The organism is Halomonas sp. MCCC 1A13316, from assembly GCF_014931605.1.
In the GTDB taxonomy this organism is placed as follows: Bacteria; Pseudomonadota; Gammaproteobacteria; order Pseudomonadales; family Halomonadaceae; genus Halomonas.
The window spans coordinates 4,095,003-4,107,189 of record NZ_CP053382.1; the positions used below are offsets into that span (position 1 = coordinate 4,095,003).

Here is a 12,187-nt window from a genome sequence, read left to right on the forward strand (position 1 = left end):
TTGCCTTGGCACGGAGGCCGCATGCTAGAGATTCTCGCCATCACCACGCCGATCTTCCTGCTGATCGGTACCGGCTATCTGGCCATGGCGACTCGGCTGGTCAACCGGGAGCAAATACAGGGCGTGGCCACTTTCGTGCTCTACTTCGCCCTACCTGCGCTGGTGATTCGAGCCCTGACCCAAAATCCTCTGGAGGAAGTAATCCAGACGCAGTACCTGCTGGCCTACGGCCTTGGCTCGGTTGCCATATTCAGCCTTGGCCTGCTGTTGACCCTGGCGATACAGCGCAAGCCGCTCAGCGAAGGCGCCATGCATGCCCTGGGCATGTCCGCTTCCAACAGCGGCTTCATCGGCTATCCCGTCGCCGCCATAGTGATCGGTAGCTCACCGGCAGCCGTTTTCATGGCCCTGAACATGATGATCGAGAACCTGCTGGTCATACCGGCAGCACTGATTCTGGCCGAGGCAGGTCGACAGAGCGGCGCCGGCATCGCCACGGTCGCCCGCAAGACATTCCTGCGCCTGGTTCGCAATCCAGTGCTGGTCGGTATCACGCTAGGCCTGCTACTGGCCGTGACGGAGACGCCCCTGCCGCGCCCCCTGGCCCAAGTCGTCGATATGCTGGCCAGCGCCGCCGGCCCGGCGGCGCTGTTCGTGATTGGAGGTACCCTGTTCGGCCTGCGCGTCCGCGGCATGTTCAAAGACGTGGGCCAGATCGTCATCGGCAAGCTGATCTTCCATCCGCTGGCCGTGCTCAGCCTGTTCCTGCTTATGCCGCAGGCAGACCCAGGCATGGTGGCTGGCGCCCTGCTGTTCGCCTGCGCTCCGATGGTCAGCATTTACCCGCTGCTCGGTCATCGATACGGCATGGCCGGCATCAGCGCCGCCGCACTGATGGTCGCTACCCTGGCCGCTTTCGCCACGCTGAGCCTGGGGCTCTGGCTGATGGATCACTCCGGACTGCTGCCGACCGGCTAGGCGTCATTCCCATCCTTCCACGCCCGCCATGTCGGGCAGCTCATGAGCGATACCCTTGTGACAGGTGATGCAGGTGTCGTCGCCGTTGACCAATCCTCGCCGATGGGCGGCGGCCGCTCGGGAGCTCTGGCGGGTGAAGTCCATGGCCTCCTCGTCGTGGCAGTTGCGGCACTCCAGCGAGTCGTTGGCTTCGAAGCGTCGCCACTCGCGGGAGGCCATCTCCAGGCGGTGGTCTAGGAACTTTTCGCGGGTATCGATTACGCCGAAGATCTTGCCCCAGACCTCCTTCGAGGCCTGCATCTTGCGCGCGATCTTGTCGGTCCAGTCGTGCGGCACGTGGCAATCCGAGCAGACCGCCCTCACCCCCGAACGGTTGGTGAAGTGAATGGTCGGCTGGATCTCCTCGTAGACGTTGGCCCGCATCTCGTGGCAGCTGATGCAGAACCGCTCGGTATTGGTCGCCTCCATGGCGGTGTTGAAGCCACCCCAGAACAACACCCCGCCGATGAAGCCCCCCACGGTGAGAAACCCCAGGCTGAAGTAGCCGCTGGGCGAATTGAAGGTGCGCCAGAAGACGGAGAGCAGGCTCTTGATACGTTTCATCATTCAGCGGCCCTCACTCTTGCGTTTCGCGTCGCTGACGAAGCATCTCGACAACGTCCACGAAAGTGTTCTCGACCGCCAGCGGCGCGTCCGTCTGCGGCACGTGGCACTGGCTGCAGAAGTAGCGCCGCGGTGACAACTCGGCGAGAAAGTTGCCGTCGCGATCCATGTAGTGGGTCACGCTGATCATTGGCGCCTGGGTTTCACCGACCCGCTGACGGCTATGGCAGCTCATGCAGCGGTTGGCATTGAGGTCGACCTGGTAGTTGTCGATCTTGTGCGGAATGGTCGGCGGCTGCATCGGGTAGGCACGGCTGCGCCGCAGGTCGTCGTTCTCGACATCGTAAAGCGGCTCGGGCGTACGCTCCTCTAGCAGCGGCACGTTGCCGCGCAGGGCATCGAGCTTGCCCTCCTGGGCCAGCGCTCCCAGGCTGACCCCCAGAATGGCGACGGCGGTGACGATCATTCGCATTGTGCTTCCCCCCTAGACCGGTTCGATCCGGCAGGCGCACTTCTTGAAGTCCGTCTGCTTGGAAATGGGATCGGTGGCGTCCAGCGTGACCTTGTTGATCAGCTGGCTGGCGTCGAACCAAGGCACGAACACCAGCCCCCGCGGCATGCGGTTGCGGCCACGCGTCTCGACACGGGAGTTCATCTCGCCGCGGGCGCTGACGATGCGTACCTCGCTGCCGCGGCGCACCCCCAGCTCGCGAGCATCCTGGGGATGGAGGTAGACCACCGCCTGGGGGAAGGCCCGATGCAGCTCGGGCACGCGACGGGTCATCGAGCCTGAGTGCCAATGCTCGAGTACCCGGCCGGTGACCAGCCACATGGGATACTCCTCGCTGGGCGACTCGGCAGGCGGCTCGTAGGGTACGGCAAAGATCACCGCCTTGCCGTCGGGGTGGCCGTAGAACTGGATGTCCTGCCCCTTCTCGACATAGGGGTCATACTCGCCGTTGTAGCGCCAGCGGGTCTCCTCGCCGTCGACCACCGGCCAGCGCAGCCCCCGCTCCTGGTGATAGCGCTCGAACGGCGCCAGGTCGTGGGCCTTGCCGCGGCCGAACTTGGCGTACTCCTCGAAGAGTCCTTTCTGCACGTAGAAGCCGAAGTGTTCCGCCTCCTGGTTGGCATACTCCTCGTCGAGTTCATCCAGGGAGTAAGCGTCGACCTGACCGTTGCGCCACAACACGTCGAACAGGCTACGCCCCTTGTATTCGGGGTTGGCGTCGAGCATCTCCCGGGGCCAGACCTCGTCGGTGGTGAAGCGCTTGGAGAATTCCATCAGTTGCCACAGGTCGGAACGCGCCTCGCCTGGCGCCTCGACCAGTTGGTGCCAGAACTGCGTGCGCCGCTCGGCGTTGCCGTAGGCGCCCTCCTTCTCGACCCACATGGCGGTAGGCAGAATCAGGTCGGCCAGTTCGGCGGTCACGGTGGGGTAGGCATCGGAGACGACGATGAAGTTGTCCGGGTTGCGATAGCCGGGGTAGGTCTCCTCGACCATATTGGCCGCCGCCTGGACATTGTTGTTGCACTGCACCCAATAGGCGTTGATCGCGCCGTCGTTGAGCAGGCGGTGCTGAAGTACCGCATGGGCGCCGGGCTGCGCCTGGATGGTGCCCTCGGGTACCTTCCAGGCCTTTTCGGCAAATTCCCGGTGGCCAGGGTTCATCACCACCATGTCTGCCGGAAGACGGTGAGCGAAGGTGCCGACTTCGCGGGCAGTGCCGCAGGCAGAAGGCTGACCGGTCAGCGAGAAGGGGCTATTGCCCGGGGTGGAGATCTTGCCGGTGAGCAGGTGAATGTTGTAGATCATGTTGTTGGCCCAGACCCCACGGGTGTGCTGGTTGAAGCCCATGGTCCAGAACGACATCACTCGTGTATTGGGGTCGGCATAGAGCTCGGCCAGCTCGTCCAGCTGCCGCTTGGGCACGCCGGAGAGTTCGGAAACCGAGTCGGCGTCATACTGCTGCAGGAATTCGCGATAGCGCTCGAAGTCGATGTCGGTGGCCCCCCCGGGGTCGTCGGCGTTATCCGCCATCAGCTCCAACCGGTGCTCAGGCCGCAGGCCATAGCCGATCAGGGTCTTGCCCTCCTTGAAGCGCACGTGCTGGTTGACGAAATCCCAGTCGACACGGTCATTCTCGATGATGTAGCGCTGGATATAGTTGAGCACCGCCAAGTCGGCCTGGGGCGTAAAGACGATCGGCATGTCGGCCAGTTCGAACGAGCGATGCTCGAAGGTGGAGAGCACCGCCACCTTGACGTGCGGGGCCGATAGCCGACGATCGGTCACCCGAGTCCACAGGATGGGGTGCATCTCCGCCATGTTGGAGCCCCACAGCACGAAGGCGTCAGCCGCTTCGATGTCGTCGTAGCAGCCCATCGGCTCGTCCATGCCGAAGGTGCGAATGAAGCCGGCAACGGCCGAGGCCATGCAGTGGCGGGCGTTGGGATCGATATGGTTGGAGCGGAAGCCGGCCTTCATCAGCTTGTTGGCGGCGTAACCCTCCCATACCGTCCACTGGCCGGAACCGAACATGCCGATGCCCTGCGGCCCCTTCTCGCGCAGCACCGCCTTGTACTTGTCGGCCATCACGTCGAAGGCCTCGTCCCAGCTCACCGGGGTGAACTCCCCCTCCTTGTCGTAGACACCGTCTCGCTTGCGCAGCAGCGGCTGGGTGAGGCGGTCCTCGCCGTACATGATCTTGGACAGGAAGTAACCCTTGATGCAGTTGACGCCACGATTGACCGGCGAATTGATGTCGGCGTGGGTGGCGACCACCTGGTTGTCGCGCGTCGCCACGTTGACGCCACAGCCCACGCCGCAGAAGCGGCACGGCGCCTTCGACCACTTCAACTGGGTCTGGGCAGCATCGGTGACGATATTCTGCGCCTGGGTCGCGGCACTAATCCCCGCCGCTGCGGTGGCCGTCGTCGCCGCCGAGGCCTTGATGAAGTCACGTCGCGTCAGCCTCATAGCTCATCTCCCTGTTCAATTCTTCGGCGCTCTCCGCATGGTGATAGACCAAGCCCACCGACAGCACGCCGGGCGCTTGCTGCAGCCCTTCGATGAATTCCACTATCTCCCGATGACCTCCTGTCTCGAGGATCAGCACCATCTTGCCTTGCGGGTCCGTGGCGTGAACCTCGACGCCCGGGCGTGCCTGGCAATACTGACGGACGTCGTCGATGCGCTCCGGCTGGAGTTGTACGACCAGGCTCGAGATATGCACTTTTGCACTCATGACGGTTCCTGAAGTCTGGTTGACTGAAGGCGAGCAGAATGACTCGGGCCCAGCGGGCCAACCACTACCGCCCGGGCCGGGCAAACCGACACGCAGGCTCCACATCCGTTGCACGCTTCGGTATCGACACTCGGTTCCGGCACGCGCTGGGCGTTGAAAGAGAAACGGATCGCGCCGGCTTCGCAGCTCTCTCCACAGCTTCGGCAGTACACGCCCTGCGGCCCCAGGCACGCCGGCCCGATGTCCGCGACGTGTCGCCACGGCGGCTCGCGCTCAGGGTCGCGAAAGATGTTTTCCTCGCAAGCATCGACGCATGCTCGACAGAAGGTGCACTCGCCCCGCTGAAAATCAACCTGTGGAAAACCGGCCACATCGCGCACAATGATGCTGGTCTCGCAGGCCTGGAGACAATCGCCGCATTGGCTGCAATTTGCCAGAAATTCGGGCTCATCACGGGTCCAGGGTGGACGCAGCGCAGAGGAATATTCGAGGCGCCCCTTTAACAGCGCGCGCCGCGAGGGATCGACTCCCATTTTGTTACTCCACGGTCTTTTTTATTTCATTCTTGTGTCGCTATTATTCTTTCTTTCGTTCTGCCTAACCTACGGCTCGGCCCGCTAGCCGGGCGGCCCGGGAGGCCCCGCAAAGATCTGAAAGATCCACACGGCGAAGCCGTACCCGGAAACGACGAGTACGGCGAGGATCGGAAACAGGATGCCGGCGAGGAACAGGAAAACCAGCAGCTCACGCTTCTTTTGCTGCCGCTCTTCGGGCGTCTGCGGCTTGCGTTTACGGTTAGGATTGTCGATCGTACCTTGCATAAATCGGCACCAGAACGAGACGTCTTGTACTACCGTAGGAAGCAATGAGGTAATGCGCAAACCGGGATTTGGATCGCCTGTCTTCAGAAATTCAGCGGGAGCAAGGGAATGAAAATCTTTCTTTCGAAGGGCTCGATCATTCTGGCGGTTGCGCTGGCCTGCCTGCTGGCCGGACCGACTCTGGCGCAGGAGAACGAAGATCGTGAAGCGATCCAGGCCAGCCTGCGGGCTCTGCATCAGCATCAGGCCGACCTGGCGGAGCTGGCCGAGGAGCGTGCCGAGAGTGACAAGGTCGTCCAATTGGCGAACACCTTGGCGCGAGACCACGCCATTCTGGACGAGTGGCTGGCCGAGGCCAGCGGGAACAGCGACACCCAGCACGACGAGCACGCTCTCCACGACCGGGAGTCCTTCGAAGCGTTACGCGAGCTGGAGGGCGGAGCGTTCGACGAAACCTTTCTGTCCTACCAGAAGGAGCTGCACATCGCCGCGATCGAGTACCTGGAGCAGAACCGCCCCCAGGTCGACGAACAGCTCGGCGAGTTCAGCAACCACCTGCTCGTCAACCACGAGACGCTACTCGTCAATAGCGAGCTGATCGACTCGTTACTCTAAGGGGGTCGTCGTGAAAGCCCGCTGCCGTGGCGTACGACAGCGGGTCCAAGACTCAGGTACGCTCGGCGGCGCGAATCACGGCATCCAGCGCGGCCAGGTAGCCCTGGCTGCCGAGGCCTGCGATCACGCCATCGGCACGCAGCGAGACGTAGGAGTGGTGACGGAAACTCTCGCGCTTGTGCACGTTGGAGAGATGCACCTCGATCACCTTGCCCTCGAAGGCGTTGAGCGCATCGAGAATGGCCACTGAGGTGTGGGTGTAGGCGGCTGGATTGATGACGATCGCCGCGGTGTCATCGTCGCGCGCGGCGTGTATGGCGTCGATCAGCACACCCTCGTGGTTGCTCTGCAACGCCTTGATGTTCCAACCATTGACGGCAGCCTTCTCGTACAGCGCATTGTTGATGTCGTTCAGGGTCTCGCTGCCGTAGATCTCCGGCTGGCGGGTGCCCAGCAGGTTGAGGTTGGGGCCATGCAGGATCAGAACCTTGCGCTGACTCATTCGTCAGTCTCCATATCTTGTATTCCGAATATTCTTCATAACTATCTTAAAGCCTCTCTAAAGCAGAGATTGTGTGCCCCTGCCCCCAGGGTTGCAAGAGTGGTCATGGGCCCCCGCTCCGACGCTTGTCTCTGAAAAATCCAATCTGGCCAAATCGCCATCCCCTTCAGCTGTGAATCCTTCACTGACCTGCTGACAATGCAGGACAGCAAGGCGTAGCGAAGCTTAGTGACGCCCGGCTTTTCTCCCGGAAGAAACACTGTACTTTCGGACAACAAGACAGGGCTTCGAAAGCAAAGGCCTGAACATGGTCATGGAATTTTGCCATGGCTTCACCTTGAAGAAATCCAAGAGGTGCCAGATGGACAAGACACGGTTGTCAGGAAAAAACTGCCTTATCACCGGTGCCGCACGCGGGATGGGTGCAGCTGTAGCAGAGCATTATGCCGAGCAGGGTGCCAATGTGTGCGTGGCGGACCTTAACCTTGAAGGTTGCGAGGAAGTCGTCAAACGAATTCTCGAGAGAGGAGGAAAGGCCATTGCGGTAAAGCTCAATGTAACGGACCGCGATCAGATGAAAGCGGCGGTCCAGGCTACCGTCGAAGCTTTCGGTAGCCTTAATGTCATGGTGAACAATGCCGGCATCAACAAGCCGCTGATGTTTCTGGATATTACAGAAGAAAATTGGCACCAGATCATGGACGTCAATGCACTGGGATGCTTGATTGGCATGCAGGAAGCCGCCAAGCAAATGATAGAACAGGGCAAGGAGGACGGCCCCTACAAGATCATTAACGTCGGCTCCATCCTTTCCCGACAAGCCTTCGATGATGTGGTTCCCTACTCTTGTAGCAAGCACGCCGTACTGGCCATGATCAATGGAGGTGCCAAGGCGCTGGTCGATCACAATATAACCGTCAATGGCTATGGCCCTGGCGTCGTACGTACCGAGCTGTGGGAGCAACTCGACAAGGACCTCGTCAGCATCGGCAAGTTCGACAAGCAGGGCCAGTCCATGGACGAACTTGCCGAGAAGATGATTCTGATGAAGCGCTATTCCTATCCGGAGGATGTGGTCGGCACGGCCTCCTTCCTGGCCAGCCCAGAATCGGATTACATGACGGGGCAGCTTCTGATGATTGACGGCGGCATGATTCTCCAGTGATGCCGCGACAATGCGGGCGGCTCAGTAGAGCCCTCTGTCTCGCATTACCCTATCGGCCCTGTCCTGCGCCATGGCCAGGGCCTTCTTGATGGAACGCCTGCCATCCAGCACCTCGAAAATCTCGTGCCCGGCGATGCTGATCACATCCGTAACGCCCGGCACCGGCGGGCGCGGCCATGCCTGCAGGATGTCCTTTCTTGCCATGTCATCCACGATCTCTATTAGCGGCGAAAGTCTCGTAACTTCCGGATCGCGGCTTACACTATAACGTGGAGTCACCAAACTCCCATTGAGAATGTAAAGCTTGGACATGTTGGCCGATGTAAGGTGGCGTAGAGCTGTCCATACATCTTCGATACGCTCCTCTGCGAGATTGGCCGGTATGGCGAGTGCATAGCCTCCAATCGGCGTGATCACGCGGCCATGATTTCCAATTGGATGAGGAAGATATCCTGTCTTACCCCAAGCCGGGGACTTTCTGTCAAATTCGATGAGCGGCGCAAGAAGCGTATAGCAATATGCCATGCAGGCCTCACCCGTTGCATAAGACTGCGCTCGCTCGTACCAAGCCATACTGAGAATATTGGGCGGTGAATATTTCAAGATGTCCAACATATACTCGCAGGCCCGGTAGGCAGCATCCGACTGAAACATCGGCCGCAACTCTTCCCCGGACGCATGCTGGAAGTCATAGCCTCTTTCATTGCGACTTAGGTTGAGGATCGGCTGGCCGAACTTGGCCATCAGAAAGCTGAACGTATGGCCCAGTGGCGTGCCGCGTGCGGCATTCCAGGCAATGCCATACCGCCCTCTTGCGGGATCGTGCAGCCGCCTGGCCGCCTTGATCAGCTCCTCCGTCGTCGTAGGCGGCTCGAGCTGCGCCTCCTCGAGGATGTCTTTCCGGTAGCAGAGCAGCTCCGGCGTGGTCTGTAGGGGAATGCCGTATTGCCGCCCCGCGTATTGTGTACTCTGCACCGCAACGGGGTGAAAGTCCGAGAGGTCGTAGGCATCGCGGCGAATGAAGCGGTCGAGGGGCAGTAGCAACCCTTTTGATGCCAGTTCACCGAACCAGGGCAGGTCGCAGGCAACGAGGTCGTAGCGAGATTTTGCCCGAGCGCCATTGTTTAGAACTGCCTCGAGAAGATCATCTATCGATCGTGCAGAGTTGTGGATTGCCAGGCCAAAGATCGACTCCAGCTGCTGCTTCAGATTATGCATGGCCATGAAAGTGGGATCGGCGTGGATGAGCCCACGCAATCCGCCTTTCAATTCGAGTCTTGCCGAAAGTACTGCCGGCGGAGATATGACTTGGCTCGTAGCGGCAGGGTCGTGAAAAATTTTTCGGCCAGAATCCGAGGCGGGATCTACCCCGAACAGGGGGCCCAGCAGAGCCTTGATCCGGTGCGCATACGTCTCCCACTCTTCGATCATCAGGGAGGACGGGTGCAGCGAGACCGTTTTACCCGATTTTGTCCTCGGTCGTGAAAGAATAAGGCCACGCGCCATGATGCTCTCTATCCCACGCTTGGCGGTGCCGTAAGAGAGCCCAGAGGCATCAGCAAGTGAGGTAGGCGTGGTCAGGCGGCCCGCCAGGTGGTTGCGCATGAGATGAAGCATCATGCGCATCTCACGGTAACCTTGCTTCATGGAAAGCGAACTTTCAGTCTCCTCCTCGAATTGCTCGATGAAGTCGATAAAGCGCGATAGCTCGGTGTTGGAGAGCTTCGGCATCGGTGTCTCGGACAGACTGTCGTAAGGGCCCTCCGGATGGCTCTCGTCGGTGAGGTCGCTCATGTTCGCCTCGGCACGGGAGAAAACGAATACTCAACAATAGCGCCGCTTCGCTTATGCCAGCAAGCCAGCAAGAAATGTGGCGCTTAACTCCAGCCATCCAGGATCAGCCGGACGCCCAGCAGGATCAGCAGACCCAGGATGATCCGGAAAAACAGCTCACCGCTCAGCCGCTGTTGAATGATCAGCCCCAGACGCACTCCTAACCAGGCCACCGGAAACAGCATTAGCGCAACAGTAAGGTTCTCGACGTTCAACAGGCCGAGCATGCCATAGGGCACCAGCTTGACCAGGTTGATGGCGGCCAGGAAAACCACGGCGGTGGCAAGGAACTGCTCCCGGGTGAGTCTGCGTTGCAGTAGATAGAAATTGAGCGGCGGCCCACCAGCATGGGCGATGAAGCTGGTGAAGCCGGCGATACCACCACTCAGTCCGCCGACCCAGGTGGGCAGAATCCGGCCGCGGAAGGGCTTGAGCAACCCCCACAAGCCGAACAGGACCGAGAACACCCCAAGCAGTACCTTCAGCAGGTTCTCATCGAAGCGGCCATAGGTAAGGAAGCCGAGCGCCACCCCCAGCACCGCGGGGGGAAGCATCAGCCACAGCACACCTCCTATACGGTGGCGCCACCAGGCCTTGAGGCTGAATACATCCATTACGATCAGCAGCGGCAGCATCACAGCCACGGCGAAGGCCGGACTGGCCTTCAGCGAGATAAGGGGTACCGCCACCACCCCCACACCGCCGGCGAAGCCCGATTTCGAGATGCCGGTAATCAGCACGGCGATGATGATCAATGCAATGAACTGCCAGTCGTACACCATGCCGCCCCCTGCTTTGGCACGTTACAAAAAGGGGCCGTGACGATCACGGCCCAATCGGAGATTGCCATTGGCTCCCATGAGGAGAGCTCCTCATGGGCTTACGGGAGTCGCCTCCCGAAAGTCGGCATCACAGCACCTTGCAAACTTCTTCGAACGCGAAGCGCTCCTGACGCGGGAAGAGCGCCTCGGCATCCCCGTAGCCCAGGTTGCAGAGGAAGTTGCTCTTAACCGTGCCGTCCGGGAAGAAGGCTTCATCGACGGCGGCATTGTTGAAGCCGGACATCGGCCCTGCATCCAGGCCCAGCGCCCGAGCCGCCAGGATGAAGTAGCCGCCCTGGATCGAGCCGTTGCGGAAGGCCGTGGTGTGAATGAAGTCCGGTTTGCCCTCGAACAGCGACTTGGCCTCCTTGTTGTGGGAGAACATGCGCGGCAGGTGCTCGTGGAACTCGGTGTCGAAGCCCAGCACCGCGACCACCGGCGCCTTCATGGTCTTCTCCTGGTTGCCCGGCAGCAACGCGGGCTTTAGACGCTCCTTGGCTTCCTGGCTCCTGAGGAAGAGGATGCGGGTCGGCTGGCAGTTCATTGAGGTCGGGCCGAAGTGCATCAGGTGGTAGAGCTCGCGCAGGGTTTCGTCACTGACGTCACGGTCCTGCCAGACGTTATGGGTACGTGCCTCAGTGAACAGGGTCTCGACCGCCTTGTTGTCGATAACAGTCATTTCGCTTTCCTCTTGCTGGATGGTGTTGGCTGCAGAATGTCGTCTTGCAATGGGACTAGCGGCTCGCTTCGAGGCCGAAGTCGTATGTCAAATGGCGGAAGGGGACTTCCATCGATCGTCCATCCGGTGCCTTTCCCGGCGGCAGCAGTTCGTACTCCCTGACCAGGGAATCCTTGACGCCGAAGACGGCATCGGAGTCGAGATAGGGATCGTTCTCGGCGAAGACCTGGGTCACCAGAGTCTCGTAACCCTCCGCCATCAGCATGAAGTGCACGTGGGCAGGTCGATAAGGGTGGCGGCCGGTGATCTCCAGCATCTTGCCGACCGGTCCGTCGGTGGGAATCGGGTAGGGTGAGGGGGTTACCGTCCAGAAGGCATAGCGCCCTTGGTCATCGGTGGTGAACCTGGCCCGCAGCGAGGCACTCTCGAGCTCCTTCTGGACGTCGTAGAACCCTTCGCTGTCCGATTGCCAGACATCGACGACGACATTGGCCAGTGGCTCGCCGCGCTCGTTATGCACCCGGCCCTCTACGAAGAAGGGCTCCCCCTCGACGTTCCAGTCGATCGACTCGCCCTGGGCGGCCTGGGGCGGGTCGGCCACATAGAAGGGGCCCAGCACCGTGCTCTCGGAGACCATCGGGTCAGAGGTATGATGATTGATGGCATCGACCAGCATGGTGACGCCCAGGGTGTCGGAGAGCAGGATGAACTCCTGACGCTTGTCGTCGCACATCTGGCCAGTGCGGGTAAGGAAGTCGATGGCCTGGGTCCACTCCTGCTCGGTGGGCTCCACGTCACGAATGAAGGCGTGCAGGTGGGTGACCAGGCTGTTGAACACCTGCTTCAGGCGCTCGTCACGGCAGCCGGCGAACTGCTCGATCACCGCATCCGTGATGTTCTCGGCATTCAGGTTTCGCATGGG

14 protein-coding genes are annotated in these 12,187 nt (G+C 60.7%); 3 read left to right on the top strand and 11 right to left on the bottom strand.

Translation table 11 applies throughout. The features are described from left to right. Window positions 1-21 precede the first annotated feature (21 nt). Complete coding sequence (locus HNO52_RS19025) at window positions 22-978, top strand: AEC family transporter (protein WP_197566746.1); 957 nt, start codon at window positions 22-24, stop codon at window positions 976-978. Window positions 979-981: 3 nt separating this feature from the next. Here HNO52_RS19025 and HNO52_RS19030 read toward each other — a convergent pair whose 3' ends face one another. From HNO52_RS19030 to napE, 6 genes are all read right to left on the bottom strand, one after another. After that, window positions 982-1,584: a NapC/NirT family cytochrome c gene (locus tag HNO52_RS19030; protein ID WP_197566747.1), complete on the bottom strand. Its 603-nt coding sequence runs from the start codon at window positions 1,582-1,584 to the stop codon at window positions 982-984. Window positions 1,585-1,594: 10 nt separating this feature from the next. Further along, window positions 1,595-2,053: a nitrate reductase cytochrome c-type subunit gene (locus tag HNO52_RS19035; RefSeq protein WP_197566748.1), complete on the bottom strand. Its 459-nt coding sequence runs from the start codon at window positions 2,051-2,053 to the stop codon at window positions 1,595-1,597. A gap of 12 nt (window positions 2,054-2,065) precedes the next feature. After that, a complete protein-coding gene (gene napA / locus HNO52_RS19040; protein WP_197566749.1) occupies window positions 2,066-4,561 on the bottom strand; it encodes a nitrate reductase catalytic subunit NapA in 2,496 nt (831 codons plus the stop codon). Next, complete coding sequence (locus HNO52_RS19045) at window positions 4,542-4,829, bottom strand: chaperone NapD (RefSeq protein ID WP_197566750.1); 288 nt, start codon at window positions 4,827-4,829, stop codon at window positions 4,542-4,544. The genes napA and HNO52_RS19045 overlap by 20 nt, the downstream gene beginning before the upstream one ends. Further along, window positions 4,826-5,362 (bottom strand): ferredoxin-type protein NapF, encoded by a 537-nt coding sequence (gene napF / locus HNO52_RS19050; RefSeq protein WP_197566751.1) that lies wholly within the window; start codon window positions 5,360-5,362, stop codon window positions 4,826-4,828. The genes HNO52_RS19045 and napF overlap by 4 nt, the downstream gene beginning before the upstream one ends. 84 nt (window positions 5,363-5,446) lie before the next feature. Beyond that, window positions 5,447-5,650, bottom strand: coding sequence for a periplasmic nitrate reductase, NapE protein (gene napE, locus HNO52_RS19055; protein ID WP_197566752.1), 204 nt, complete (start codon window positions 5,648-5,650; stop codon window positions 5,447-5,449). A gap of 108 nt (window positions 5,651-5,758) precedes the next feature. Between napE and HNO52_RS19060 the strand changes: the two genes are divergently transcribed. Further along, window positions 5,759-6,265 (top strand): DUF4142 domain-containing protein, encoded by a 507-nt coding sequence (locus HNO52_RS19060; protein ID WP_197566753.1) that lies wholly within the window; start codon window positions 5,759-5,761, stop codon window positions 6,263-6,265. A gap of 52 nt (window positions 6,266-6,317) precedes the next feature. On the opposite strand, the gene aroQ is transcribed toward HNO52_RS19060, so the two are convergent. Then, complete coding sequence (gene aroQ / locus HNO52_RS19065; RefSeq protein ID WP_197566754.1) at window positions 6,318-6,767, bottom strand: type II 3-dehydroquinate dehydratase; 450 nt, start codon at window positions 6,765-6,767, stop codon at window positions 6,318-6,320. A 361-nt stretch (window positions 6,768-7,128) separates the two neighbouring features. Between aroQ and HNO52_RS19070 the strand changes: the two genes are divergently transcribed. Next, window positions 7,129-7,932, top strand: coding sequence for an SDR family NAD(P)-dependent oxidoreductase (locus HNO52_RS19070; protein WP_197566755.1), 804 nt, complete (start codon window positions 7,129-7,131; stop codon window positions 7,930-7,932). 21 nt (window positions 7,933-7,953) lie between these two features. Here HNO52_RS19070 and HNO52_RS19075 read toward each other — a convergent pair whose 3' ends face one another. From HNO52_RS19075 to HNO52_RS19090, 4 genes are all read right to left on the bottom strand, one after another. Next, window positions 7,954-9,726, bottom strand: coding sequence for an ABC transporter substrate-binding protein (locus tag HNO52_RS19075; protein WP_197566756.1), 1,773 nt, complete (start codon window positions 9,724-9,726; stop codon window positions 7,954-7,956). 83 nt (window positions 9,727-9,809) lie between these two features. Beyond that, window positions 9,810-10,547, bottom strand: coding sequence for a sulfite exporter TauE/SafE family protein (locus HNO52_RS19080; protein ID WP_197566757.1), 738 nt, complete (start codon window positions 10,545-10,547; stop codon window positions 9,810-9,812). A 127-nt stretch (window positions 10,548-10,674) separates the two neighbouring features. Continuing rightward, on the bottom strand, window positions 10,675-11,265 hold the full coding sequence (locus HNO52_RS19085) for a malonic semialdehyde reductase (protein ID WP_197566758.1): 591 nt from the start codon (window positions 11,263-11,265) through the stop codon (window positions 10,675-10,677). A gap of 55 nt (window positions 11,266-11,320) precedes the next feature. Further along, window positions 11,321-12,184 carry an intradiol ring-cleavage dioxygenase gene (locus HNO52_RS19090; protein WP_197566759.1) on the bottom strand — a complete coding sequence of 288 codons (864 nt, stop codon included), beginning with the start codon at window positions 12,182-12,184 and terminating at the stop codon, window positions 11,321-11,323. Window positions 12,185-12,187 lie beyond the last annotated feature (3 nt).

Coding starts and splice junctions, on each gene's coding strand:
- HNO52_RS19025 (WP_197566746.1), top strand. CDS start 22: ATGCTAGAGATTCTCGCCATCACCACGCCGATCTTCCTGCTGATCGGT.
- HNO52_RS19030 (WP_197566747.1), bottom strand. CDS start 1,584: ATGATGAAACGTATCAAGAGCCTGCTCTCCGTCTTCTGGCGCACCTTC.
- HNO52_RS19035 (WP_197566748.1), bottom strand. CDS start 2,053: ATGCGAATGATCGTCACCGCCGTCGCCATTCTGGGGGTCAGCCTGGGA.
- napA (WP_197566749.1), bottom strand. CDS start 4,561: ATGAGGCTGACGCGACGTGACTTCATCAAGGCCTCGGCGGCGACGACG.
- HNO52_RS19045 (WP_197566750.1), bottom strand. CDS start 4,829: ATGAGTGCAAAAGTGCATATCTCGAGCCTGGTCGTACAACTCCAGCCG.
- napF (WP_197566751.1), bottom strand. CDS start 5,362: ATGGGAGTCGATCCCTCGCGGCGCGCGCTGTTAAAGGGGCGCCTCGAA.
- napE (WP_197566752.1), bottom strand. CDS start 5,650: ATGCAAGGTACGATCGACAATCCTAACCGTAAACGCAAGCCGCAGACG.
- HNO52_RS19060 (WP_197566753.1), top strand. CDS start 5,759: ATGAAAATCTTTCTTTCGAAGGGCTCGATCATTCTGGCGGTTGCGCTG.
- aroQ (WP_197566754.1), bottom strand. CDS start 6,767: ATGAGTCAGCGCAAGGTTCTGATCCTGCATGGCCCCAACCTCAACCTG.
- HNO52_RS19070 (WP_197566755.1), top strand. CDS start 7,129: ATGGACAAGACACGGTTGTCAGGAAAAAACTGCCTTATCACCGGTGCC.
- HNO52_RS19075 (WP_197566756.1), bottom strand. CDS start 9,726: ATGAGCGACCTCACCGACGAGAGCCATCCGGAGGGCCCTTACGACAGT.
- HNO52_RS19080 (WP_197566757.1), bottom strand. CDS start 10,547: ATGGTGTACGACTGGCAGTTCATTGCATTGATCATCATCGCCGTGCTG.
- HNO52_RS19085 (WP_197566758.1), bottom strand. CDS start 11,265: ATGACTGTTATCGACAACAAGGCGGTCGAGACCCTGTTCACTGAGGCA.
- HNO52_RS19090 (WP_197566759.1), bottom strand. CDS start 12,184: ATGCGAAACCTGAATGCCGAGAACATCACGGATGCGGTGATCGAGCAG.